The organism is Bacillus sp. RC252 (genome assembly GCF_044909215.1).
In the GTDB taxonomy this organism is placed as follows: Bacteria; Bacillota; Bacilli; order Bacillales; family Bacillaceae_G; genus Bacillus_A; species Bacillus_A mycoides.
On the sequence record NZ_JBIYDV010000007.1, the window covers coordinates 261,512 to 285,928 of the forward strand.

Sequence of the window (24,417 nt, forward strand, 5' to 3'; positions counted from 1 at the left end):
TCCTTCTTTTCTTTGTTACACTATAGGTGATTATCATAGGAGAGGGGGCATCTTCGTGTCATTTACCTTTGAAATGTTAGAAGATAAAGTAGAATTTTTCGAGGCTGCAAACTTAGTTTCTCTAGAAAAAAAAATTAACGAACAAATTGATAATAATAAAGCACTTATGCTCGAAGTTCATCATATTTCTCACCAAATGATTATGGATCCTGAAAGCAAAAGACCTTATTATAGTGCGGTTGTTCATTTTAAATTAAAGAAATTACGCTAACTAAAAAAAGAGAGGCTCTTAAGAGCCTCTCTTTTTTTAGTTTAGAGTTTGAACGAGTACTGGTTTCCAGCCCTCATTGTCTACCCAATCAATATTCACATAATATTTTTTACCTGATTGTTTATCTTGTACGTTACCGTAAGCTTTATTCTTACCGTTATTTCCAATTCTATGGATAACTAATTGATTTACTGGAACGTCAATTGCAGCTGAAATCGCTTGATTCATCTCATTCCAATCTGCTGTACCTTTTTTAAACGTCATCGCAGGTGTTGCACCTTGCTCTGTACCTACTGGCTTCCAAGAAGATTTCGTATAAGCATCTGTTGCCTGTGACTGTGTTTTTTCAGCTGGTGCTTTCTCGTTAGCTTTCGCTTCTTCTTCAGCTTTTTTCTTTTCTTCCTCAGCCTTTTGCTTCTCTTCTTCTTCCTTCTTCTTAGCCTCTGTCTTATCTTGCTCATTCTTCTTCGGCTCTTCTTTACCTTTAGCTTTCTCAGCTTTATTCTCTTTTGTTGTTTGCTGAGCTACCTTTTTATCATTAGAAGACGCTTGCTCTTTTGTGTCAGGAACAAACAATTGATATGCTACAATAGCTACTGCTACTAATACAATAGCGATTGCAATATTTAAAACACCGTTTTGACGACGTTTTTGTTGTTTCTGTTGGAATCTAGATCCTCCTGCCATTCTTCAAACCTCCATGCAGTTTTTCATACTTGCTATTGTAACATTAAATCTAGAAAGGTTGAACATTTACAATAATATTTTCACGAAATGAAAACATTTCATAAATAATTGCAAGATTACTTTTCAATTTCTAATTGATGAATTGCCTCTACCATTTCTGCAAAAACTGGTGTGACTACATTTTCATTACTATCTGTTTCTATATCAACTACAACTAAAGCATATCTTGGGTTTTCATATGGAAAATAACCTGCAAACCAGCGATTCACCCTCTCTCCTTTTCCTGTTTGTGCCGTCCCAGATTTTCCAGCGACAGTTAGTGGCAACGAACGGAATGCGGTTCCCGTTCCTTTCTCCATCGTTACAACGGCTCTTAACAACTGTTGTAATTTTTTCATCGTTTCATAAGAAAGCTGTTTCCCATTTAATTTATGATTTTCAAATGCAAAAAAGTCGGTTCCATTTTTATACACTATTTTTTTCACAGCTTTCACTTCCATCTTCTCTCCACCTCTAGCAATTGTCGCCATCATATTCGCTATAGCTAGAGGTGACACACGTACATCTTTTTGTCCGACCATCGTTTGAGCAATCGCTTTTCTACTATCTTTATTTTCTTCGCTTCCCCAAATAATAGCACTCTTTTCTTCTGGCAATTGCTCAAATTCTGGTGTATGAAACACTGAACCTTTCCAACCTACCTTCTCACTTGCTCCTAAGGCCTCTAAATACGTTTCTAATACTTCCCTATCCTTTTGCATTAGTTCATCACCTAATACGGCAAACGTTCGATTACAGCTTCTAGCAAAGCTTTCCTTAAAGTTTAATGACCCCATCATAACTTGTGGAAGATTTTCACCGTATAAATCCGTATTACAGTTAAATGTACGATTAAACCGCACCAAATTCTCATCAATTACTGCTGCTGCAACTACTGTTTTAAAAACAGACCCCGGAAAATGAGGAGTTAACATTTGATTTTCAAGTGTAGATTTATATATCCTCCTATCATTCATCTGTAAAGAAGGCCTACTTACCATTGCTAAAACTTCCCTATTCTTTATGTCTAGTAATACTAACCCACCTTTTTTTATTCCGTTTTCATCTATAATCTTCTTTGCTCGTCGTTGCAACGTTTTATGTATTGTTGTTTGAATAGTAACTGGATAAAATGGATTTCCTGGTGAAGTGTATTTCGCCTGCTTCCCAAAAATCGGTTCTCCTTGTCGATCCACTTGATATAGTACTTTCGCTTCTCCATCAGTCAGTAAAAATTCATCAAATGATTGTTGCAATCCAGAAATACCAATTGGCGTTTGTTTCGAAGTTTTTTTCATTTCTCCATAACGCTTTTGAAATTCCTGTTCATTCTCTCCCACATCACCAATTAAATGATTTGCCTCCCCCATTTGCTTCAGTCGAACTTTTGCTGCTACAATACCTAAAATATCTAATTGATTTACCTTCTTCATCTGCTCGAACGTTAATTGAAATGGGGTATTCTCCTTTCGTAATATAAATGCTTGATTCTTATTTTTCATTTGCAGTCTTATCTCTTGTCTCGACACACCAATGATATGCGCAATTTTCTCTAACATGTCATTTTTTATTTGTAAAAATGGAAAAACAATTAAGACTGGATATTTCTCTTCACCAATTTCCTTACCATTTCGATCTGTAAAATGCCCTCTTCCATTATCTACTGTAAGTGATTGTGTTCGTTGCGTAACACTTTTTTCAATCAGATTGATATTTCGGTCAGTAAATGATTCCGTATCTATAATCTGTATTTGGATTAAACGACAAAGTAATAAAAAAATCACACCCATAAAACAAATTAAAACAATTATAATTCTCCGTTTCATTTTCATAAAAAACACCTCGTCTATTGTAGTTTAGACGAGGTGTTTCACCTTTTATACAAATAAAAAATCACTCGTTTTTACACGAGTGATTTTTTACGTTATTTTACAGAGATAATCTCTACTTGCATTTCTCCACCTGGTGTTTGGATTGCTACCTTCTCACCAATTTGCTTACCTAATAAGCTTTTTGCGATTGGAGAATCGTTAGAAATTCTTCCTTCAAATGGATCGGCTTCTGCGCTACCTACGATTATGTACGCTTCTTCGTCTCCACCTGGTAACTCTTTAAATATTACTGTTTTACCTAATGTTACAACTGTAGACTCTTCACCATTGTCTTCAATGATAACCGCATTACGAATCATGTTTTCAAGTTGTGTAATACGTCCTTCTACGAATGCTTGCTCATCTTTCGCTGCATCATACTCAGAGTTCTCTGAAAGATCTCCGAAGCTACGTGCGATCTTAATACGCTCTACAACTTCTTTACGTCTTACTGTTTTTAATTGTTCAACTTCGTTCTCTAGTTTTTGCTTACCCTCTTGCGTCATAGGGTATGTTTTTTCTGTTGCCATGTTTTCCACTCCTTTTATATACCAATCCCCCGAAAAAAAGAGGAGTTCCATATGAAAACTCCTCCGCTTATATAGCGGAGGTTTCTAGCACACGTAGCACTAGTGGAGTTGTCACATACAACCCCTTATTCTCCAATTCTTCCTTATATAAAGAAGGTATGTATGGAAAGTTGATATAAATATGCCCTCACCTATTGGTAGGTGAGGTTTCATGTTTCATTGTATTCGATAAGAAGGGAAAAAATCCCTTCCTATCGTATATCTTTTACTATGCTATTACAAATTTACTTTTTGTTCAAGAATTGTTGCAATTTTTGTAACCATAATATCAATTGCAACATGGTTTTGTCCACCTTCAGGGATAATAATATCCGCGAATTTCTTAGAAGGCTCAATAAATTGATTATGCATTGGACGTACAACGTTTACGTATTGGTCGATAACTGAATCCATTGTACGACCGCGCTCTTCAATATCGCGCTGCATGCGGCGTAAAATACGAAGGTCTGCATCTGTATCAACGAACACCTTAATATCCATTAACTCACAAAGACGTGGGTCTTCTAAAATAAGAATTCCTTCTAAAATGATTACATCTTTCGGCTCAACTGGAATAATTTTTTCTGAACGCGTATGCAATGTATAGTCATATATAGGCTTTTCCACTTGCTCATATGCAAGCAACTGCTGCAAATGGTCAATTAACAAATCATTATCAAACGCTAACGGATGATCGTAATTTGTTTTTAAACGTTCTTCCATTGGTAAATGGCTTTGATCTTTGTAATAATAATCTTGCTCCAAGATTAAAATGGAATGACCTTTAAAATGGTCAAAAATCGCTTTCGTTACACTTGTTTTTCCTGATCCTGAACCACCAGCGATTCCAATTACAACAGGCTTATTCGTCCCCATTCGACTACCACTCTTTCTTATTGAAGTATGTTTTTGCGCATCATATTATTCACATACACTGGTTGATCCACTTTGAATTTCACGATTTGCAACGGATGTCTCGCTGCATCTAATTCGTTTCCATCCTCATCCCAAATTTTCTCCACCGTCTGCGTAAAGTTTTCTATTTCTGGCCCAAAGAACTCCACTTCATGTCCTGGTTTGAAGTGATTACGTTGCTCAAGCGTTACGATGCCCGTTTCTTCATTATAATCTAACACTAAACCAGCAAAATCATACGTTGTTTTCTTACTATGATTTCCAAACATTTGCTCTTGATGTCCTGGAACCCCTTCAAAGAATGCAGGAGCTGTATCACGATTTGCACATTTATCAAGTTCATCTAACCATTCTTGTTTAAACTCAAAGTTATCCGGATCCGCACAATACGCATCAATTACTTTACGATATACAGTTGCTACAGTCGCTACGTAATGGATAGATTTCATACGTCCTTCAACTTTTAAGCTATCAATTCCAATTTCAATCATTTTCGGAATTGATAAGATTAAATTTAAATCTTTTGGGCTCATCGCAAAGTGAGCATCTTCTTCTTGGAATAGAGGAAGCTCTTTTGCATCTTTATGTTGTGATACCGTTTGAACTAAATCATAATCCCAGCGGCAAGATTGACAACAACCACCACGGTTAGAGTCACGCGCTGTCATATGGTTACTTAATGTACATCTCCCTGAATACGCGATACACATTGCACCATGGACGAATGCTTCAATTTCAACATCAACTTTTTCTTTAATTTCTTTCATTTCTTCATAGCTTGCTTCACGAGCTAATACAAGACGATGTAAACCTTCTTCTTTCCAATACTGTGCTGCTTTCCAGTTGGATAGTGATTGTTGTGTACTTAAATGCACCTCAACAGAAGGAGCTACACGTTTACATGTCTCAATAATAAGCGGATCGGCAACGATAATTCCCGTTACGCCAGCTTTTTCAATCCCTTTTAAATATTCCTCTAGCCCATCCATATTTTCATTATGTGCAAAAATATTTGTTGTCACGTATATTTTTGCTCCATATTTCTTTGCAAATTCAACGCCTTCTGCCATGTCTTCCAGCGTAAAGTTACCTGCATTAGAACGAAGACCAAATTCTTGTCCACCTAAATATACAGCATCTGCCCCATAATGGATAGCTACTTTTAATTTTTCTAAGTTACCCGCAGGGATTAACAGTTCAGGTTTTTTCACAATAACGCGTTTGCCATCGATCACTCGTGAAATTTCTTGTACAGTCATTTCCTACACCCTCCTCGTTTAGTAAACCGTTTCTTTAAAGAAGAATCCTGTATCTAACGGACGATTTACCGGTTGTATTTCTTCTATCTCTTTAAATAAATCATCTTTCACGTCATAATACGCATCACGATCTTCTACACATAAATCAATCGCCTTACGATATTTCTTCGTCACCTCAATAATGTACTCAGAACTTTTTAGGACACCATCAATTTTTAAGCTATCGACTTCAGCATCGATTAGTTCCTCTAACTCATCGATGAAACAAATATCATTCGGACTCATAATGTGAGTACCATTTTCATCTTCATAAATTGGATATTTGTTATTACGTTCTGGGTCGTATAAGAACATATTCTCTTCATACTTTTTCTTTTCGATGTCGAGATTACGCCCTTGATACTCAAAGTAGTTTCCTACTAGTGAACGCTTCGATTGGAACATACAAGTCATACCGTGAATTTGCACTTCAAGTTCCACTTCAGCATTTTCTTTTAATTCAGCAATTTCATCTAAGCTAAGCTCACGAGCTAATACAGCGCGTTTCGCTCCTCTTTGCCCCCAATAGTTACAAGTAAACCAGTTTGTTGCTGTCGTTTCTGTATTCCAGTGAAGTTGCATATTTGGTGCAACTTCACGAACAGCCATTAATACCGCTGGATCTCCGAAAACAATCGCATCTACATTTACCTCATTTAAAAAGGCAACATAGTCCGTTAATTCTTCTACTTTATCATTGTGGAACATCGCATTCATTGCAACGTATACTTTCACACCATTTTCATGTGCAATGTTTACAGCTTGTTTCACATCTTCACGTGAAAACTCTCCTGCCAAACGTAAACCAAACTTTTGTTCACCAACCATTACTGCATCTGCCCCTGCTTTCGCAAGAGGTTCAATATCCGCCACCGCTCTAGGCGTTACTAACAATTCAGGTTTCTTCATACTTTTGTCACCCTCTCTTTTTACTTACAGCCACTCCATCGCCAATTGGGAAAATCGTTGTATCATATCCTTCATGATTCATAAGCCATTCATTGTACGTCTTAATACGACGAATCAAACCACGGGTACGTCTATTTTCAATTTTCTCTTTTGTCGTCACAAGACCATGGTACATAACGTTATCTGAAATAATAACGCCACCAGGATTTAATAACGGTTCGTATAAGTCAAAAAAGCGACGATACTGCCCTTTCGCTGCATCAATAAAAATAACATCAAATGTTCCATGTTCTTTCACTTGTTCGCCCGTTTCTAAAGCATCACCGTAAATAACAGAAATACGGTCTGTTACCGAGGAACATTCTATATATTCAAGTGCCTTTTCATATCGTTCACGATTGCGCTCTACTGTCACAATGCGAGAGTTCGGAATAGCTTGCATCATACGAATACTAGAATAACCGATTGCTGTTCCAAGTTCTAAAATACTTTCCGGTCCAACTAAACGTAAAAATTGCAGCATAAATTCCATTCCAAGTCGATCCATAATCGGCACATGGTTTTCAGTTGCATACTCTTCCATTTCAAGAATTAATTTATCTTTTGGATCAATAAATGATAATAGGTACTCGTTAACTGCATCCTCCATAATTGGTCCTCCTTATTTACATGGAGAAGTGCCTCTATGACGCGTCAACCTTTGTCTTTTCACACATAGAATGCAATAAAAATACAAGCCAGTTTCACCCTTAGCTTGTACGTCCCGTTTTGATATTAAAAACGATTCTTCTGCCAGTTTTTAACCCGATATATTTTACCACAAAAAAGAGGGATATGCGACCCTTTTCGCTATCCCTCCCCATTTCACTGTTTTTTCGTAATGTATTTTTGCTTTAATGCATTATGTTCTTCTAATGTTTTCGCATAATACACTTCACCACTTGGTGCAGCTAAGAAATAATAATAATCTGTTTGCGCAGGATCTAACGCTGCTTCCACTGAATGTTTACCAGAGTTTGCAATCGGCCCAACTGGCAACCCTTTCACAACATACGTATTGTACGGTGAGTTTATTTTCAAGTCTTCGTATAATACACGTTGTTTATGCTTTCCAAGCGCGTATAATACCGTCGGATCCGTTTGAAGCGGCATACCTTTCGCTAAACGATTATAGAAAACACTAGAGATTTTCTGGCGATCAGTAAAGCCAGTAGCCTCTTCTTCAATAAGTGAAGACAACGTGAGAAGTTGATGAACATCCCAGTTCTTCGCTTTCATTTTCGCCTCATTTTGAACAATAATTGCATTTGTTTTCTCAAGCATCGGGATTACAATTTCTTCTAATTTCGTATCCTTTTTATAGAAAGAATACGTTGCTGGATATAAGTATCCTTCTAGTGGATATTTAATGTTGCTATCAAAAATTTTATCCGTTAATAGCTTCGGATACTTTTGCTGCATTTTTTGAATAAATGCTTTATCGTTTAATTGACGCACAACATCATCTTTATTCCACTTTAATTCTGCCGCAATCACTTCAGCAATTTCATTTACTTGCGCTCCTTCTTTAATCGTCACTTTATAAAGAGCCGGACGATGTACGTTGCCAGATGACATTTGTTCAATGACATCGTTAGCACTCATCGAAGGATTTAATAAATATGTACCTGCTTGTAAGCTTTTCGACTTAAATTTCGTATAAAAACTAAAAACTGTACTGCTTTTCACAGCACCTTTTTCTTCTAAAATCTCACCGATTTTACTTGTAGATGACCCCTTTGGAATCTCTACCTCAATCTCTTTTTTATTTCCACTATCAACTGGCCCTAATGCAGATGAAATATACGCATAGACTGATCCACAAACTAAAAGCAGTGCGATAATCGAAATTAAAAAAATGCGTCTACGCTTCTTCTTCACTTGATTCTCTACCAAAATTCTTCCTCCTTATTTAATTGTAGACCGTATACACTTCCTCTATACAATGCCCTACAAACATAAAGCAAAACCAATCATTTCTAAATAATCGGTGACAGCTACTTATTTAAAGCCTTTTTTCATACAACCCGTCTTATTATACTATAAACAATTAAGTAGTTTCGACAAAAAATCTGTCATTTTGCATATGAATACAAAAAAGGCGAACTGTGTACACAGTTCGCCTTTTTATCCATTACTATTCTTCTTCTTGCTCATCAGCAAGAGTGTTAAACATTTCTTGTACCATTTCCCACTCTTCTTCAGATTCAATTGAAAGTAATGTTCCGCCCTCTTCTTCGCTTTGCTCGTATGCCATTGCATCGAAGATTTGGTCTCCATCTTCGTCTACTTCACCGATTGGAGAGAAGACTACGTAAGATTTTTTGCCGAATTTTTCAGCATCAAAAGTGAAAATAATTTCACATAAATGTTCGTTTCCTTTTTCGTCTACAATTGTAATTTGATTTTCTTCCATTTTGGTCACCTCTTATTTACTATCTAAAAATCCTTGTAAGATCACGACTGCAGCCATCTTATCGATTACCTGTTTTCGCTTCTTACGGCTCACATCAGCTGAAATGAGCAGACGTTCCGCTGCCATCGTCGACAAACGCTCGTCCCACATTACAACTTCTAATTGTAACAGATTTCGCAGGTTTTCTGCAAATTGCTGGCACGCTTCACCACGAGGGCCGATTGTACCATTCATATTTTTAGGTAAACCTACTACTATTTTGTCCACATTGTACTGTTTTACCAACTCAGAAATACGGTCAAAACCAAAGTGGCCTCGTTCTTCGTTAATCCTGATTGTTTCCAGCCCTTGTGCTGTCCAGCCCATCTCATCGCTCATTGCAACACCGACTGTTTTAGTACCAACATCTAAACCTAATATCCGCATAAACTACTCCTCACGATGATGTTTCAAGTAAGACTTCACAAGCTCTTCAATTATCTCATCACGTTCAAGCTTGCGAACGATGCTTCGTGCATCTTTATGGCGAGGTATGTATGCTGGATCTCCACTTAATAAATAACCGACGATTTGGTTAATCGGATTATAACCTTTTTCTTGAAGTGCATCATACACAGTTAAAAGTACATCATTTACATGGACACTCTGTTTTTCATCTTGAATGCTAAACTTCATTGTCTTATCAAAACCGTCCATTTCAAGCACCTCACTTGTAAGTAGTAAGTATAGGGAGAAGAACTTCTCCTCTCCCTACCATTGTACACTACTATCTCTTTATTTTGAAACAGATTTAACGTACTCTTGTACAAACGCTAAAGCTTCCTCTACTTGCGCTGGGTTTTTACCGCCTGCTTGTGCCATATCAGGACGGCCACCACCGCCGCCTCCACAACGAGAAGCTACTTCTTTCACAAGTTTACCCGCATGGTAACCTTGACTAATTAAATCTTTCGTTACGCCAGCTAAAATATTTACTTTATCGTCATTTACAGACGCTAATACAACAACTGCAGACTCTAATTTATTTTTAAGGTCATCCATCATTGTACGTAAGTTGTTCATATCTGCAACATTTACTTTTGCCGCTAATACGTTCACGCCATCAACTGTCATTACTGAATCAGTTAAGTTTCCAGCTTCGATATTGCTTAATTTCGCAGCAAGAGATTCGTTTTCTTTTTGAAGTTGTTTTACTTCAGCAAATAAACCATCAACTCTTGTTAAAATATCTTTCGGATTTGTTTTCATTTTTCCTGCTGCTTCTTTTAATAAACCTACTTGATCGTTCATTAATTCGTATGCAGACTTACCAGTTACCGCCTCAATACGACGAGTTCCTGCACCGATACCAGACTCAGCAACGATTTTGAAAATACCGATAGAAGCTGTGTTATCAACGTGACAACCACCGCAAAGCTCTAAGCTGTAATCGCCTACTTGTACAACGCGTACAACATCACCGTATTTTTCACCGAATAATGCCATTGCGCCCATTTCTTTCGCTTCTTCGATTGCTTTTTGAGAAATCGCAACATCAATACTTTCCCAAATTTTTTCGTTTACGATACGCTCAATTTTTTCTAATTCATCAGCTTGTACTTGACCGAAGTGAGAGAAGTCAAAACGTAAACGTTCAGATGTTACAAGAGAACCCGCTTGGTTAACATGCGTTCCAAGTATATCTTTTAATGCTTGGTGCAGTAAGTGAGTTGCTGTATGGTTTTTCACAACGCTACTACGGTTTTTCGTATCGATAAGAGCTTTTACAGCCGCTTCTTTCGTTAATGTACCCTCTTCAACAACAACTTTGTGTAAGTTTTGACCATTTGGTGCTTTTTGTACGTCTTTTACAACAACTTTCACGCCGTCAGCAAGAAGATAACCACGGTCTGCAATTTGCCCACCGCTCTCAGCGTAGAATGGCGTTACATCAAGCATTAATTGTCCTTCTTCACCTGCTTGTAAGCTATCTGTATACTCACCATTTTTCACAAGTGCAACAACGTTACTTTCTGTTGCAACTGTACCGTAACCAACGAATTCGCTCGCTACTTTAACTTCACCAAGTACACCGCCTTGAACTTGCATAGAATCAACGTCTTGACGAGCAGCACGTGCACGCTCACGTTGTTTCTCCATTTCATTTTCAAAGCCCGCTTGATCAACTGTCATACCAGCTTCTTCTGCATATTCTTCTGTTAATTCAATTGGGAAACCGTACGTGTCGTATAGGCGGAACGCATCTACGCCAGAAATAACAGTTGTTTTTTCTTCTTTCGCTTTTGCAATTACTTCAGCTAAAATTGATTCACCATCATGAAGTGTTTCATGGAAACGCTCTTCTTCATTCTTCACAACTTTTGCGATGAAATCTTTCTTTTCAAGTACTTCTGGATAGAAGTCTTTCATTACTTCTCCAACAACCGGTACTAATTCAAACATGAACGGACGGTTGATGTTTAATTTCTTAGAATAACGAACAGCACGGCGTAATAAACGACGTAACACATAACCACGGCCTTCGTTAGATGGAAGAGCACCGTCACCAACAGCGAATGTTACTGTACGGATATGGTCAGCAATTACTTTAAACGCCATATCTTTTTCTAAATCGCCATTACGATATTTCTCACCAGAAATTGATTCTGTTGCACCAATCATCGGCATGAATAGGTCTGTATCAAAGTTCGTAGGTACATCTTGAACGATAGATGTCATACGCTCTAGACCCATTCCTGTATCGATGTTTTTCTTAGGAAGTGGCGTATATGAACCGTCTGGATTATGGTTAAATTGAGAGAATACAAGGTTCCATACTTCTAAGTAACGCTCGTTTTCTCCGCCCGGATATAATTCTGGGTCACTAAAGTCATTACCGTAAGATTCACCGCGGTCATAGAAAATTTCTGTATTCGGTCCACTTGGTCCTTCACCGATATCCCAGAAGTTTTCTTCTAAACGGATGATGCGTTCTTTTGGAACACCCATTTTCTCATTCCAAATTGTGAATGCTTCTTCATCTTCCGGATGAATTGTAACAGATAGTAATTCTTTATCGAATCCGATCCATTTGTCGCTCGTTAGAAATTCCCAAGCCCAAGTAATTGCTTCTTCTTTGAAGTAATCACCGATTGAGAAGTTCCCTAACATTTCAAAGAATGTATGGTGACGAGCCGTTTTCCCAACGTTTTCAATATCGTTTGTACGAATTGATTTTTGTGCATTTGTAATACGTGGATTTTGTGGGATTACACGACCATCAAAATATTTCTTTAATGTCGCTACACCACTATTAATCCATAGAAGAGATGGATCCTCATGAGGAACTAGTGATGCACTTGGTTCTACTGCATGTCCTTTTTCTTGGAAAAAGTCTAAAAACATTTGACGAATTTGTGCGCCTGTTAGTTGTTTCATTGTATTTTCCTCCTTAAATATAAAAAACTCCCGCCCCTAATAAAAGGGACGAGAGTTAACTCGCGATACCACCCTAATTATGAATTGATTATTATAACAATCAATTCATCACCTCATGGTGCCGTAACGTGGCAAGACGGCAGTGATTAGCTGCTCTCAGGATTAGCTTTCTGTTACCCTTCATTTAAAGCTTCTTTCAGCCAGTGGAAGCTTCTCTCTATAAATGGACTGTAACATACTTGTTCCGTCATTGATTTAATGTATTATATGACTAAATATAATAGAATTCTCTTAAGTTTGTCAATGTAGATAATAATAATTATCTTGTACTACACACATTTTCGTTAGCTACATAAGCATCTACTTTTCATTTTAAATATCTTCCCTTTTCCAAAGAGGCCTCACATGAACGATCACTGTACGAATAACAGCTAAAATTGGAACCGATATTAGCAATCCTACAATCCCGGCTATCTCTCCTCCAACTAGTAATGCGAGCATAATAATAACGGGATGCATACGAAGCGACTTACCAACGATGTAAGGCGATAAAATGTTACTTTCCAAAAATTGCAAAATAGCAATTGTAATCCCCGCCTTAATGAGTAAACTCGTTGATACCGTTGCCGCAATCATCAACGTGGGAATCGCCCCTAAAATAGGACCAAAGTACGGGATTATATCCGTTACCCCAATAATAATGCCGAGCAGCAATGGATATTTCATACCGATAAACCAAAAAGAAAGAACAGATACTCCCCCTAATACTAAGCAAACAAATAACTGTCCTCGAATATAACTTCCGAGTGACTTATCAATTTCTTTCGCAAGCATTTGACCCGTACTACGCCACTTACTCGGGACTAATTTCCAAAATATATGATAAAACTCACCGTAATCTTTTAATATGTAAAATACAATGAATGGAATTAAGAAAATAATGAGTAACGAATCCAGTACACCACGAGCTGTGCTCATGACTTTATTTAAAAGCGCTTGAATCTTCGTTTCTACACCACCAAAAATTTGTTTCACCTTTTCATGAATAAATGATGGGAAATTCGCTGTTTGTTCTGTAACTCCATCCATCCAAGAATCGTACATTTTTGTAAACTGTGGAAATTGTTCATTAATTTCTTGTAACTGTTTAATAACAACTGGCGTTCCTTTATAAATTCCATAGCCAATTCCGCCAAAGAAAAGAATATAAATGAGCAAAATAGCAAGTGTGCGTGGCATTCCTTCCTTATGGATTTTTTCAATTAAAGGGTGTAATAAATAAGCAATAAAACAAGCAATAAAGAACGGTGTGATCGCCACTTTAAATACAAAAATAATCGGTGCCCATAGTGGCTTAATTTTTAAAAAGACGAGCAAACAAAGAAAAACGAGTAACAATAATCCTAAACGATATATCCAAATGATTTTAAGATTCTTCACACGAAAAACCTCCTCCATCTTTATTTTGAAAATAAATAGGTTAGGTTATGTGCAAAAGTTTTAAAATCTTTTTATACAGACCATACTGTTTTTTAAAGACGTACATATATTTAACATAATAAGGACAACCACCCCTGAAAATACAAAATGTCAAAATATAATCAGGAGGGCTCATAATGATCTTATTTATGCTTGCATTATCCGCACTTTTTATGCTTCTTGAATGGATTTGTATCGGGTTTGGTATTTGGAAAGGCTTCTTTATTCGTTCCTCACGAAAGGAAAGAGCTAAGCACTTATGGCATTATGGAATGCTTGGTGTTGGATGCTACGGTTTATCTTATCTCTTCTCTGAAATCGGACTTTTATATTTGCATACAAGCGCATAAAAAAACTCCCTTATCATAAAGGGAGTTTTTTACGCCTTATAAATAAGACTTAATCATCTTACGTGCTTTTTTCACATTGCGTTTTGAGAATACATCTTGTTTGCGAGCATATTGATATGCTGCAGCTCCAACACCTAATGCGATTAATGAATTGCGTAGATTCAAAGTAAATCCCCCTTTTCGTTATCCGATCGTTCTTTCATTATCATCAAATAAATCATCAAGAGAGCTTAATGAACCATCTTCCTCTACTTGATGTGTATGGATTTTCCCCTTTGAAACCGATAATTCGATATAACAATTCCAGCAATAAAATTGGTTGACACCTATTTTTCCGATGTCTTTCCCTTTACAATTTGGACAACTGAACATATGGCTTTCATCTCCTTACAGTCTCCCAGATTCTATTCGCCATTATGTCCAAACTGCATTCATTTATACATTGCTAGAACCTTTCAACGTTATACGTTTGAAAGGTTCACTATATAATTTCACCTTGTTACATGAAATCATACGGTGAAATGTTTTCCACGTCCATTTCTTCACCATTAACCGTCACCATCTGCACTTCTCCTTGTGATTCTTGCAATCGGCCAGCTAAAGTCGTTTGACGCATTGCATCATCAAGGCGATTTACACCGGATTGAAACGCTGCTTCCTCCCCGCAAATAATAAGGAATTTCTTACTCCTTGTAATACCCGTGTAAATTAAATTACGACGTAACATACGGTAGTAGCTCTTTACAATTGGCATAATAACTATTGGGAATTCACTACCTTGTGATTTATGAATCGAGCAGCAATAGGCATGCGTAATTTGATTTAAATCCGGCTTTGTATATGTTACTTCAATTCCATCAAATGAAACGATAATCATATCTTGTTGCTCGACATTTTCTTTCGCATAAAATACTGAAACAATTTCTCCAATATCACCATTAAACACTTGGCTTTCCGGCTGATTGACTAATTGAAGTACTTTATCACCTCGCCGGTATACAACGTCACCGTAGGCAATTTCTTTACTCTTTTCTTTTTTCGGATTAAACACTTCTTGAAGAGCTTCATTTAACACATTAATACCTGCTGGTCCGCGGTACATTGGTGCCAACACTTGTACATCTCTTGCACTAAAGCCTTTTGTCTTAGCATTTTCACAAACCTTTTTAACAACCTCAACAATTTGAGCACCTGCACAGCTGATAAATGAACGATCTTTTTTATTTTGTGCTAAATCTGACGGAAGTGTTCCGTCTTTTATCGCATGGGCAAGCTGAATAACAGACGAACCTTCTGCCTGACGATAAATTTCTGTGAGTTTTACCGTTGGAATGGCACCTGCATTTAATAAATCTTTCAACACTTGTCCAGGTCCTACCGATGGTAATTGGTCTTCATCACCTACAACGATTACTTGGATGTTCGTCGGCAAGGATTTAAACAATTGATTTGCCAGCCAAATATCTACCATCGAAAACTCATCAATAATAAGGAGCTTCCCTTGAACAGGGTCTGTTTCATTGCGCTGGAAAGACCCTTCTGGCGTCCATCCAAGCAGGCGATGAATTGTGCACGCCGGAAGCCCCGTCGATTCACTCATTCGCTTCGCTGCTCTTCCTGTTGGAGCCGTTAATAGTATTGGAAATGGATTGTCATCACTATATTCATTTAGATTTAGTGATAGCCCGTGAAGCGACGCATACATTTCAACAATTCCTTTAATAACTGTAGTTTTCCCCGTTCCTGGTCCACCTGTTAATAACATCATCGGCTTATGAAGTGCAGTTTGAACTGCTTCTTGCTGAAGCGGTGCATACTGTACCTTTAGCTGTTCTTCAATTTCACCTAATGTCTTTAACACTTCTGCTTCAGGAAATGCAGGGGTTTCCTCTTGATTCATAAGCCTGCGAATGGACTTTACAACGCCTTTTTCAGAGTAAAATAACGAAGCTAAATACACACGCTCTTCTTCTATGATGACTTTCCCTTCACTTTGCATCATTTCAACGCAGCCTACAATATCTTCCTCAGTCACTCCGCCTTCTTGATTATTTAAAAGTGACATCGTTTCTCTTACAAGCTGACCTTTTTCCATATACACGTGACCGAGTTGTAATGAAATATTCTCTAACGTATAAAAACACCCTGCACGTACACGGTCATCGTGATTGCCCGTTATTCCGATTGCACGCCCTATATCATCTGCTCTTCCAAATCCAATTCCGTCCACTTCTTCAATAAGTTTATACGGATTATTACGAATCACTTCTAATGTCATCTCTTTATATTGCTGATAAATTTTAATAGAAAGTTTTGTTCCAAAACCGTAACCATTTAAAAAACTCATCACTTTCTCGAGCCCTTGATGCTCAATAATCGTCTCATATATTTCCTGCGCTTTTTGCTTGTTTACAACACCACTTAACGCATCCGGATCATCCATAATTTTAGAAATCGCATGCTCACCAAGATGGTCCACGATTTTTTCGGCTGTACGCTTTCCAATCCCTTTAAATAAATCGCTCGCTAAATATTGCACCATACCTGCTTTTGTTTGTGGCAATTCTTTTTTAAACGTTTCAACTAAATATTGTTTTCCATACTTTGGGTGGTCTTTAAAATGACCTGTTAATGTAAACACTTCATCTTCATGCATACGGGGAAAATGACCGTTTATCATTACTTTTTTTTCGTCGTATGTTTCATTCGTTTCAATGACTTTCATACTGACAACGGAATAGAGGTTTTCTTCGTTGTGGAAAATGGTATGAAGAACTTGCGCTTTTATAAATCTTTTTTCTTCCTCAAACAAATCCATTGCATGTTGATTTCCCATATTTCCTCTCCTTTCCGAGTTCTTTTCACTTTAATGAGCAGTACATCCCCCACCTCTTTCACAATCTTTAGATGAGGGGTAACTGCGCATTAAACTATAATTTCACTTTATTCAGCTTCTTGCTCTAATAAACGAATACCATTACCAGCTAAAAAGTGGTCTGCTTGAATTTCAGTCGCTTTCTTAAATAAAGTAAGAGCTTTCTCGTTATTCTCCTCGAATACGTACGCAACACCTAAATTATAATACGCATCTGCATACTCTTCATCCATTTCTAACACCTTTTCAAAATAAGGTTTTGCCTCTTGAATATGTTCTAGTCGTGCGAAGCAAAGTCCGCATTGGAAAACAGCTTCTACATCGCCTTCATCTAATTCCGTCGCTCTTTGTAAAAATGGAAGTGCAAGACGATCATTTCCAAGTTGCACATGTGTGATACCTAACATAAATGTTACGTCAGCTGATTGTAATCCCACTTGCATCGCTTGTTCAAATACAGCCTTCGCCTCTGCAAATTGCTCTTGACCGTAATATACATTTCCTAAGCCATAATAAGCAGCCGCAGATTTACCATCTAATTCTAATGCACGTTTATAAAATACAATTGCTCGCTCACTATCACCTAATACATCTAATAAATTCGCAAAGTTAATGTATCCAAGCGCATCTTTCGGATTTTCTTCGATTGCTTCTGTGAAATTTTTAGCTGCTTCTTCCCAGTTTCCTTCTTGCATATATTTAATACCTGTTTCAAGTTTGTTTGACATATCCTTCACCTCTACAACAAATTATAACAAAGAATGTATTTTCCAAGCGAACGAAAATTCGCTTTATGTAAAAGAAACCTCTAACCGCTAATCGGCAGAGGCTTCTCGTGTTATCCTAAATAATCTAATTTCTTACCACTATGATATACTTCATCAATTGTAGCGCCGCCTAAGCACTCATCTCCATCATAGAAAACAACTGCTTGGCCTGGCGTAATCGCACGAATTGGCTCATCACAAAGAATACGAACTGTATTTTCATCAACGATTTGAACCGTTACTTTATTGTCTGCTTGACGATAACGGAATTTCGCTGTACACGTAAATTCTTTTTCCTTCGCTTTATTACTTACCCAGCCTACATTCGTAGCAATAACTTCATCACCATATAGAAGTTCGTTATGGAATCCTTGGTCAACATATAAAATGTTTTCTTTCAAGTTTTTCCCAACAGCAAACCACGGATCACCATTACCACCAATACCAAGGCCATGACGTTGTCCAATTGTATAATACATTAAACCATCATGTGTCCCTTTCACTTCACCAGATAATGTTTGCATCACACCTGGTTGCGCCGGTAAATAGTTACTTAAGAAATCTTTAAAGTTACGCTCACCAATGAAGCAAATACCAGTACTATCTTTCTTCGCCGCTGTCGCTAAACCAGCTTCTGTCGCCATTTCGCGAATTTGTGGTTTCTTTAATTCACCTAATGGGAACATTGTTTTTGATAGTTGCTCTTGGCTTAATTGATTTAAGAAATATGTTTGATCTTTATTGTCATCAACGCCGCGAAGCATTTTATATTCGCCGTCCATATAAGCAACGCGTGCATAATGACCTGTTGCTACATAATCAGCACCAAGTGCAATTGCATGCTCTAAAAATGCTTTAAATTTAATTTCTTTGTTACACATTACATCTGGGTTTGGTGTACGACCAGCTCGGTACTCATCTAAAAAGTACGTAAATACTTTATCCCAGTATTGTTTTTCAAAGTTTACTGCATAATACGGAATGCCGATTTGGTTACACACTTCAATTACATCATTGTAATCTTCTGTTGCTGTGCAGACACCATTTGCATCTGTATCATCCCAGTTTTTCATAAAAATTCCGATTACATCATAACCTTGCTCTTTTAATAAAAGAGCTGCTACAGATGAATCGACGCCACCGGACATCCCGATGACAACGCGTGTTTCTTGAGGTAGTTTGTTCATCATGTCACCTCCCATGCTAATTTTGTGTTAATCGCTTCACGATTTTCACTGTTTCGTACGCCGCTTTTTCAATTTGCTCTTTCGTATTTCCAAGTCCGAAACTAAAGCGTACGGATGAACGTATTTGATCGGAGTCTTTTCCGAACATCGCCACTAATACATGTGATGGGTCAATCGAACCAGCTGTACAAGCAGAACCACTTGATACTGCAATACCAGCTAAGTCTAGGTTTACAAGAAACGGTTCAATATTCATTCCTGTAAAACTTATATTAAACACATGTGGTAAGCGATATTCCAAGTCTCCGTTTACCTCGAAATGAATGTCCTCATTTTTGAAGACAGATACCATTATATCTTTAAACTCTTCATATTGGGCATTTTTTTGCTCACGAGTTTTTTCAGCTAGCGAAACTGCATGTTGAAGTCCAACAATACTAGGTACATTTTCAGTACCAGCACGACGTTTTCTTTCTTGCTCTCCGCCTATTAATAACGGTTCAAATTTCACATTTGCACCAGCATATAGGAACCCTACACCTTTTGGGCCGTTAATTTTGTGAGCGGAAATCGATAATAAATCAATACCAAACTCTTTCACATCTATTTCTATTAAACCGTAAGCTTGTACAGCATCTGTGTGGAAATAAGCTTGATGCTCTTTTAACAACTTTCCTATTTCCACAATTGGTTGTATTGTCCCTACTTCATTATTCCCGAACATAATAGATACAAGAATCGTTTCTTCCGTTAGTGCCTTTTGTATGTCAGAAACTTGAACACGCCCTGTTTCATCAACAGGTAAATACGTCACTTCAAATCCTTCACGCTCTAACAATTCACACGTATGCAAAATCGCATGATGTTCAATTTGCGTTGTAATAATGTGGTTACCTTTATGACGATTCGCACGCGCTACACCTATAAGTGCTAAATTATCAGCTTCTGTACCACCGCTCGTGAATATAATTTCATTTGGACTCGCGTGAATGCTACGTGCACACACACGTCTCGCCTCATCTACCGCATGGCGCGTTTGACGCCCATAAAAGTGAATACTAGACGGGTTTCCAAATGTTTCTGTCATATATGGAATCATCTTTTCGACCACTTCTGGGTGAGTCGGAGATGTCGCAGCATGATCTAAGTAAATGCGTTCCATTAAATCTCCTTCTTTCCAAATCGTTTCACAAGGAATTAAATGTAAAACATATAGCCCCCGTGATTTTCTTCCTCATAACGTACTAAATCTTCTAAAGTTGTACTATCTAATACTTCTTGCACCGCATCACGAACACGCATCCATAATTGGCGTTGTGCTGGTTCTTCTTCTTCTATCATTTCTACAACACTAATTGGACCCTCTAGTACACGGATTACATCTCCAGCTGTAATGTTGACTGGCTGATCAGATAATACATATCCGCCATATGCCCCGCGCGTACTCTTTACAAGACGAGCGTTACGAAGTGGTGAAATTAATTGCTCTAAGTAATGCTCAGATAGGTCATGTGCCTGTGCAATTGATTTTAATGAAATTGGGCCTTCACCAAACTTTTTTGCAAGGTCGATCATAATTGTTAAGCCGTAGCGGCCTTTTGTTGAAATCTTCATCTATTTTGCACCTCTTTTCAAATTTTCACTTCTATTGGTTATATCTTATTTATCCCGCTATTTGCGGGCAGTAAAACTCCCACCTCACAATTCGGCTGGAGCAAAGAAGTTAGGTGGGGGATGAACAAAACCCCCACTAATTAAAGTTTCACTTTATAAAAGAACACAATTTAAAATCCTATGAAATTATAGCATAATATAGTATTATAAGAAATTTCAACTTGTGTATCAAAATGATAACATAAAATCACATTGAAAAACTCGGAAATTATTACAATTGAAAGAAAAATAGGAATATTCGTATTCATTTTCCCCACAAAACAGCATCCTATTTCAAATTTCATCAAAAAAAATGATACGATAGAATGAGATTATACATTAAGGGAGAGGGTCAAATGAAACAACCACTCGCACATCGAATGCGCCCTACAAATATTCAAGAAATTATCGGACAACAGCATTTAGTTGGTGAAGGCAAGATTTTATGGCGTATGGTCCAAGCAAATCATTTTCAATCAATGATTTTATACGGTCCTCCAGGCACAGGAAAAACATCAATCGCTAGCGCAATTGCAGGAAGTACTGGAACCCTGTTTCGCCTCTTAAACGCTGTTACTCATAATAAAAAAGATATGGAAGTTGTCGTACAAGAAGCGAAGATGCATCGGCACCTCGTTTTAATTTTGGATGAAGTTCATAGGCTAGATAAAGCGAAGCAAGACTTTCTATTACCCCATTTAGAAAGCGGACTTCTTACTTTAATTGGTGCAACGACAAGCAATCCGTTCCATGCTATTAATTCTGCTATTCGAAGCCGTTGTCAAATCTTCGAATTACACGCATTAACAGAAGATGATATTTTAATTGGCTTAAAACGAGCGCTTGAAGATAAAGAAAAAGGGCTTGGGGAATATGATGTGACTGTTACGGATGAAGCATTACATCACTTTGCAAATGCGTCAGGCGGAGATATGCGCTCAGCTTATAATGCACTTGAACTAGCTGTTTTATCTAGCTTTACAACTGACGACAAAGCCGCGGAAATTACACTTGAAATCGCGGAAGAATGCTTACAGAAAAAGAGTTTTGTTCACGACAAAGGTGGCGATGCTCACTATGACGTTTTATCTGCTTTTCAAAAATCAGTACGCGGAAGTGATGTGAACGCCGCGCTTCATTATTTAGCACGTCTTATTGAAGCTGGTGACTTACAAAGCATCGGTAGACGTCTGCTTATTATGGCATATGAAGATATCGGACTTGCTAGCCCACAAGCTGGACAACGTACACTTGCAGCGATTGAATCAGCTGAACGGGTCGGCTTCCCAGAGGCACGCATACCACTTGCAAATGCTGTTATTGAACTTTGTCTATCACCGAAATCAAACTCGGCCTATAAAGCACTCGATGCCGCACTACACGATTTACGTAATGGCCAAACAGGCGATATTCCAAGTCATTTAAAAGATAGTCATTATAAAGGAGCCGAATCGTTAGGAAGAGGCATCGGATACTTATATCCACACGATCACCCAAACGGTTGGGTACAACAACAATACTTACCTGATAAAATTAAAAACAAGCAATATTATAAACCGAAAACGACAGGGAAATTTGAACAAGCACTTTCTACTGTTTATGAAAGATTACAAAGTTCGCATAAAACGAAGAATAAAGGGTAATATAAGCGAAAACGTCACCATTACGGAGGGTTCGCTTATGAAAACACGTCAAGATGCATGGACAAAAGAAGACGATCTCCTTTTAGCAGAAACTGTTTTACGACATATTCGCAGCGGAAGTACACAAATAAAAGCATTCGATGAAGTCGGTGATACATTAAACCGAACTTCAGCAGCTTGTGGCTTTAGATGGAATGCTGAAGTAAGACCATATTATGAAGATGCGGTGCAAATCGCAAAAAAACAACGTAAAGAATTAAAGCGTTCGGAAGCTAAAATAGAAAAAGAGCAGTTCACACAAACTCGGCAGCTCGTAATCGATGCCGAGTTTTCAGAAGATATTGTCCCAAATAAACAAGGTCTTACAATGCAAAATGTCATCTCATTTTTGCAAAACTTGGAGCACAATAACCCTTCACTCGCAAAGTTACAAACTGAAAATGACGTATTACAAGATCAGCTCACTTCCCTGCAAAAAATGAATAATGAACTTGAAGCAAAATTAGCTGTTCTCACAAAAAAACAACAAGCAATCGAAGAAGATTATGCAATGCTTGTTAGAATTATGGATCGTGCTCGAAAACTTGTTTCGGTCGAAGAACAAGAAGAGCAAATTGCTCCGATTTTCAAAACCGATCAAAATGGAAATTTAGATATTATATATTCTGCAGAAAACTAAAAACAGGGATGCCACTTTTTCAACTAAGTGACATCCCTGTTTATTTTCCCTTAGTAAAAAAGCACCACAGTAAATGTAATTATATTAACGATTCGACATCGATATTTCTTTAAAACATACAAAAAGCATATATCCTAAACGATATATGCTTCCTTTTTATTCTTGCCCTACACGCTTCACTTCTACGTTTTTAATACGCTCACGTACAACGTGACTTGCCATAATTAAACCAGCCACAGATGGTACGAACGCATTTGAAGAAGGTGGTAATTTCGCTTTACGAATTTTTGCATTTTCGTCTGGTACGATTTCTTTACGTACTTCTTCACGAATTACGATTGGGTTTTCGTCAGAGAAGACAACTTTTACACCTTTTTTAATACCATCTTTACGAAGCTTCGTACGAATTACTTTCGCAATTGGATCTGTATGCGTTTTAGAAATGTCCGCAATACGGAAACGAGTTGGGTCCATTTTATTTGCCGCACCCATACATGAGATAATTTTGATTTTACGACGTAAACATTGTTTAATTAAATGAATTTTGAACGTAATCGTATCAGATGCATCTACTACGAAATCTAAACCGTGTTTAAAGAACTCTTCATATGTTTCATCTGTATAAAACATCTCTAGTCCAATTACTTCACACTCTGGATTAATATCTGCAATACGCTCTTTCATTAATTCTACTTTTGAACGTCCTACAGTAGATACTAACGCGTGAATTTGACGGTTTACGTTTGTAATATCTACAACATCTTTGTCAACTAATACAAGACGTCCTACGCCAGAACGTGCTAACGCTTCTGCCGAAAATGATCCTACACCGCCAATACCTAAAATACCGACTGTACTATTTTTTAATATTTCAAGGCCTTCTTTTCCAAAGGCTAATTCATTACGTGAAAATTGATGTAACATTCAGCTCTACACTCCTATTACAAAAATGGTCTACCATGTATTCTAGCGTTTTTCCGACTATTTGTATAGAAAAAGTTATAGAATCCTTAAAAATACATATTTTAAAAATGAAAACATAGTGTAAACCGGGCTTTTACTTCTTCCTAAATGCAAGTTTACAAAGGAGGATTCAGATGGCCGAGCAGATCGAGGCACTTATGCTAGGAGGAGCACAGTGTAGCTTTACTACTCGAGCACCGGACTAGCATAAGCAACGATGAGATGCGACGGTTATCTGAACCGGACTTTTTAAACAACCTCTTCAATATACGTTTAAAAAGGAGGATTTAGAGAACCGAGCAGATCGAGGCACTTATGCTAGGAGGAGCACAGTGTAGCTTTACTACTCGAGCACCGGACTAGCATAAGCAACGATGAGATGCGACGGTT

General features: G+C 37.6%; 25 protein-coding genes and 1 other annotated feature. Of the genes, 4 read left to right on the forward strand and 21 right to left on the reverse strand.

The window, feature by feature from the left end:
• The first annotated feature begins 55 nt into the window (after positions 1 to 55).
• Positions 56 to 271 carry a YrzA family protein gene (locus ABH960_RS12890; protein ID WP_002015268.1) on the forward strand — a complete coding sequence of 72 codons (216 nt, stop codon included), beginning with the start codon at positions 56 to 58 and terminating at the stop codon, positions 269 to 271.
• Positions 272 to 307: 36 nt separating this feature from the next.
• On the opposite strand, the gene ABH960_RS12895 is transcribed toward ABH960_RS12890, so the two are convergent.
• From ABH960_RS12895 to ABH960_RS12955, 13 genes are all read right to left on the reverse strand, one after another.
• A complete protein-coding gene (locus ABH960_RS12895; protein ID WP_002138429.1) occupies positions 308 to 958 on the reverse strand; it encodes a YrrS family protein in 651 nt (216 codons plus the stop codon).
• A gap of 116 nt (positions 959 to 1,074) precedes the next feature.
• The gene (locus tag ABH960_RS12900) at positions 1,075 to 2,829 is read right to left on the reverse strand and encodes a peptidoglycan D,D-transpeptidase FtsI family protein (protein ID WP_404445576.1); all 1,755 of its coding nucleotides are present in this window, start codon (positions 2,827 to 2,829) and stop codon (positions 1,075 to 1,077) included.
• Between the two features lie 92 nt (positions 2,830 to 2,921).
• The gene (greA, locus tag ABH960_RS12905) at positions 2,922 to 3,398 is read right to left on the reverse strand and encodes a transcription elongation factor GreA (RefSeq protein ID WP_078213491.1); all 477 of its coding nucleotides are present in this window, start codon (positions 3,396 to 3,398) and stop codon (positions 2,922 to 2,924) included.
• Between the two features lie 276 nt (positions 3,399 to 3,674).
• Positions 3,675 to 4,313, reverse strand: coding sequence for a uridine kinase (udk, locus tag ABH960_RS12910; RefSeq protein ID WP_002015274.1), 639 nt, complete (start codon positions 4,311 to 4,313; stop codon positions 3,675 to 3,677).
• Between the two features lie 17 nt (positions 4,314 to 4,330).
• The gene (locus ABH960_RS12915) at positions 4,331 to 5,611 is read right to left on the reverse strand and encodes a peptidase U32 family protein (RefSeq protein WP_002015275.1); all 1,281 of its coding nucleotides are present in this window, start codon (positions 5,609 to 5,611) and stop codon (positions 4,331 to 4,333) included.
• An 18-nt stretch (positions 5,612 to 5,629) separates the two neighbouring features.
• Positions 5,630 to 6,559, reverse strand: a complete 930-nt coding sequence (locus ABH960_RS12920; protein ID WP_002015276.1) for a peptidase U32 family protein — start codon at positions 6,557 to 6,559, stop codon at positions 5,630 to 5,632.
• 7 nt (positions 6,560 to 6,566) lie between these two features.
• A complete protein-coding gene (locus ABH960_RS12925) occupies positions 6,567 to 7,208 on the reverse strand; it encodes an O-methyltransferase (RefSeq protein WP_012261742.1) in 642 nt (213 codons plus the stop codon).
• A gap of 215 nt (positions 7,209 to 7,423) precedes the next feature.
• Entirely contained in the window at positions 7,424 to 8,494 is a 1,071-nt protein-coding gene (gene mltG / locus ABH960_RS12930; RefSeq protein ID WP_113935629.1) for an endolytic transglycosylase MltG, read from the reverse strand.
• 241 nt (positions 8,495 to 8,735) lie between these two features.
• Complete coding sequence (locus ABH960_RS12935) at positions 8,736 to 9,014, reverse strand: DUF1292 domain-containing protein (protein WP_002034112.1); 279 nt, start codon at positions 9,012 to 9,014, stop codon at positions 8,736 to 8,738.
• 12 nt (positions 9,015 to 9,026) lie between these two features.
• Positions 9,027 to 9,440 (reverse strand): Holliday junction resolvase RuvX, encoded by a 414-nt coding sequence (gene ruvX / locus ABH960_RS12940; protein ID WP_001221204.1) that lies wholly within the window; start codon positions 9,438 to 9,440, stop codon positions 9,027 to 9,029.
• Positions 9,441 to 9,443: 3 nt separating this feature from the next.
• On the reverse strand, positions 9,444 to 9,710 hold the full coding sequence (locus tag ABH960_RS12945; RefSeq protein WP_000348591.1) for an IreB family regulatory phosphoprotein: 267 nt from the start codon (positions 9,708 to 9,710) through the stop codon (positions 9,444 to 9,446).
• 78 nt (positions 9,711 to 9,788) lie between these two features.
• Complete coding sequence (alaS, locus tag ABH960_RS12950; RefSeq protein WP_016100592.1) at positions 9,789 to 12,431, reverse strand: alanine--tRNA ligase; 2,643 nt, start codon at positions 12,429 to 12,431, stop codon at positions 9,789 to 9,791.
• A gap of 41 nt (positions 12,432 to 12,472) precedes the next feature.
• Positions 12,473 to 12,691 (reverse strand) — a binding site (T-box leader).
• A gap of 112 nt (positions 12,692 to 12,803) precedes the next feature.
• Positions 12,804 to 13,889, reverse strand: a complete 1,086-nt coding sequence (locus ABH960_RS12955) for an AI-2E family transporter (protein WP_219303574.1) — start codon at positions 13,887 to 13,889, stop codon at positions 12,804 to 12,806.
• A 158-nt stretch (positions 13,890 to 14,047) separates the two neighbouring features.
• Between ABH960_RS12955 and ABH960_RS12960 the strand changes: the two genes are divergently transcribed.
• Positions 14,048 to 14,260 carry a hypothetical protein gene (locus tag ABH960_RS12960; RefSeq protein ID WP_002015285.1) on the forward strand — a complete coding sequence of 71 codons (213 nt, stop codon included), beginning with the start codon at positions 14,048 to 14,050 and terminating at the stop codon, positions 14,258 to 14,260.
• A 36-nt stretch (positions 14,261 to 14,296) separates the two neighbouring features.
• Here the strand turns inward: ABH960_RS12960 and ABH960_RS12965 are convergent, their stop codons facing one another.
• The 7 genes from ABH960_RS12965 to cymR all read right to left on the reverse strand — a co-directional run bounded on the left by ABH960_RS12965 (position 14,297) and on the right by cymR (position 20,703).
• Entirely contained in the window at positions 14,297 to 14,425 is a 129-nt protein-coding gene (locus ABH960_RS12965) for a YrzQ family protein (protein ID WP_002015286.1), read from the reverse strand.
• 18 nt (positions 14,426 to 14,443) lie between these two features.
• Positions 14,444 to 14,632: a hypothetical protein gene (locus ABH960_RS12970; RefSeq protein WP_002015288.1), complete on the reverse strand. Its 189-nt coding sequence runs from the start codon at positions 14,630 to 14,632 to the stop codon at positions 14,444 to 14,446.
• A gap of 127 nt (positions 14,633 to 14,759) precedes the next feature.
• Positions 14,760 to 17,096: an SF1B family DNA helicase RecD2 gene (recD2, locus tag ABH960_RS12975; protein WP_404445588.1), complete on the reverse strand. Its 2,337-nt coding sequence runs from the start codon at positions 17,094 to 17,096 to the stop codon at positions 14,760 to 14,762.
• Positions 17,097 to 17,203: 107 nt separating this feature from the next.
• Complete coding sequence (locus tag ABH960_RS12980; RefSeq protein WP_404445591.1) at positions 17,204 to 17,863, reverse strand: tetratricopeptide repeat protein; 660 nt, start codon at positions 17,861 to 17,863, stop codon at positions 17,204 to 17,206.
• 110 nt (positions 17,864 to 17,973) lie between these two features.
• Positions 17,974 to 19,089, reverse strand: a complete 1,116-nt coding sequence (gene mnmA / locus ABH960_RS12985) for a tRNA 2-thiouridine(34) synthase MnmA (RefSeq protein ID WP_404445594.1) — start codon at positions 19,087 to 19,089, stop codon at positions 17,974 to 17,976.
• Positions 19,090 to 19,105: 16 nt separating this feature from the next.
• Positions 19,106 to 20,251 carry a cysteine desulfurase family protein gene (locus ABH960_RS12990; RefSeq protein WP_061689583.1) on the reverse strand — a complete coding sequence of 382 codons (1,146 nt, stop codon included), beginning with the start codon at positions 20,249 to 20,251 and terminating at the stop codon, positions 19,106 to 19,108.
• Positions 20,252 to 20,286: 35 nt separating this feature from the next.
• On the reverse strand, positions 20,287 to 20,703 hold the full coding sequence (gene cymR, locus ABH960_RS12995) for a cysteine metabolism transcriptional regulator CymR (RefSeq protein ID WP_000704117.1): 417 nt from the start codon (positions 20,701 to 20,703) through the stop codon (positions 20,287 to 20,289).
• Between the two features lie 395 nt (positions 20,704 to 21,098).
• Between cymR and ABH960_RS13000 the strand changes: the two genes are divergently transcribed.
• Entirely contained in the window at positions 21,099 to 22,385 is a 1,287-nt protein-coding gene (locus tag ABH960_RS13000) for a replication-associated recombination protein A (RefSeq protein WP_002067244.1), read from the forward strand.
• A 37-nt stretch (positions 22,386 to 22,422) separates the two neighbouring features.
• Positions 22,423 to 23,064 carry an RsfA family transcriptional regulator gene (locus ABH960_RS13005; RefSeq protein ID WP_113935634.1) on the forward strand — a complete coding sequence of 214 codons (642 nt, stop codon included), beginning with the start codon at positions 22,423 to 22,425 and terminating at the stop codon, positions 23,062 to 23,064.
• 156 nt (positions 23,065 to 23,220) lie between these two features.
• Here ABH960_RS13005 and ABH960_RS13010 read toward each other — a convergent pair whose 3' ends face one another.
• The gene (locus ABH960_RS13010; protein ID WP_000903181.1) at positions 23,221 to 23,988 is read right to left on the reverse strand and encodes a tRNA threonylcarbamoyladenosine dehydratase; all 768 of its coding nucleotides are present in this window, start codon (positions 23,986 to 23,988) and stop codon (positions 23,221 to 23,223) included.
• Between the last annotated feature and the right edge of the window lie 429 nt (positions 23,989 to 24,417).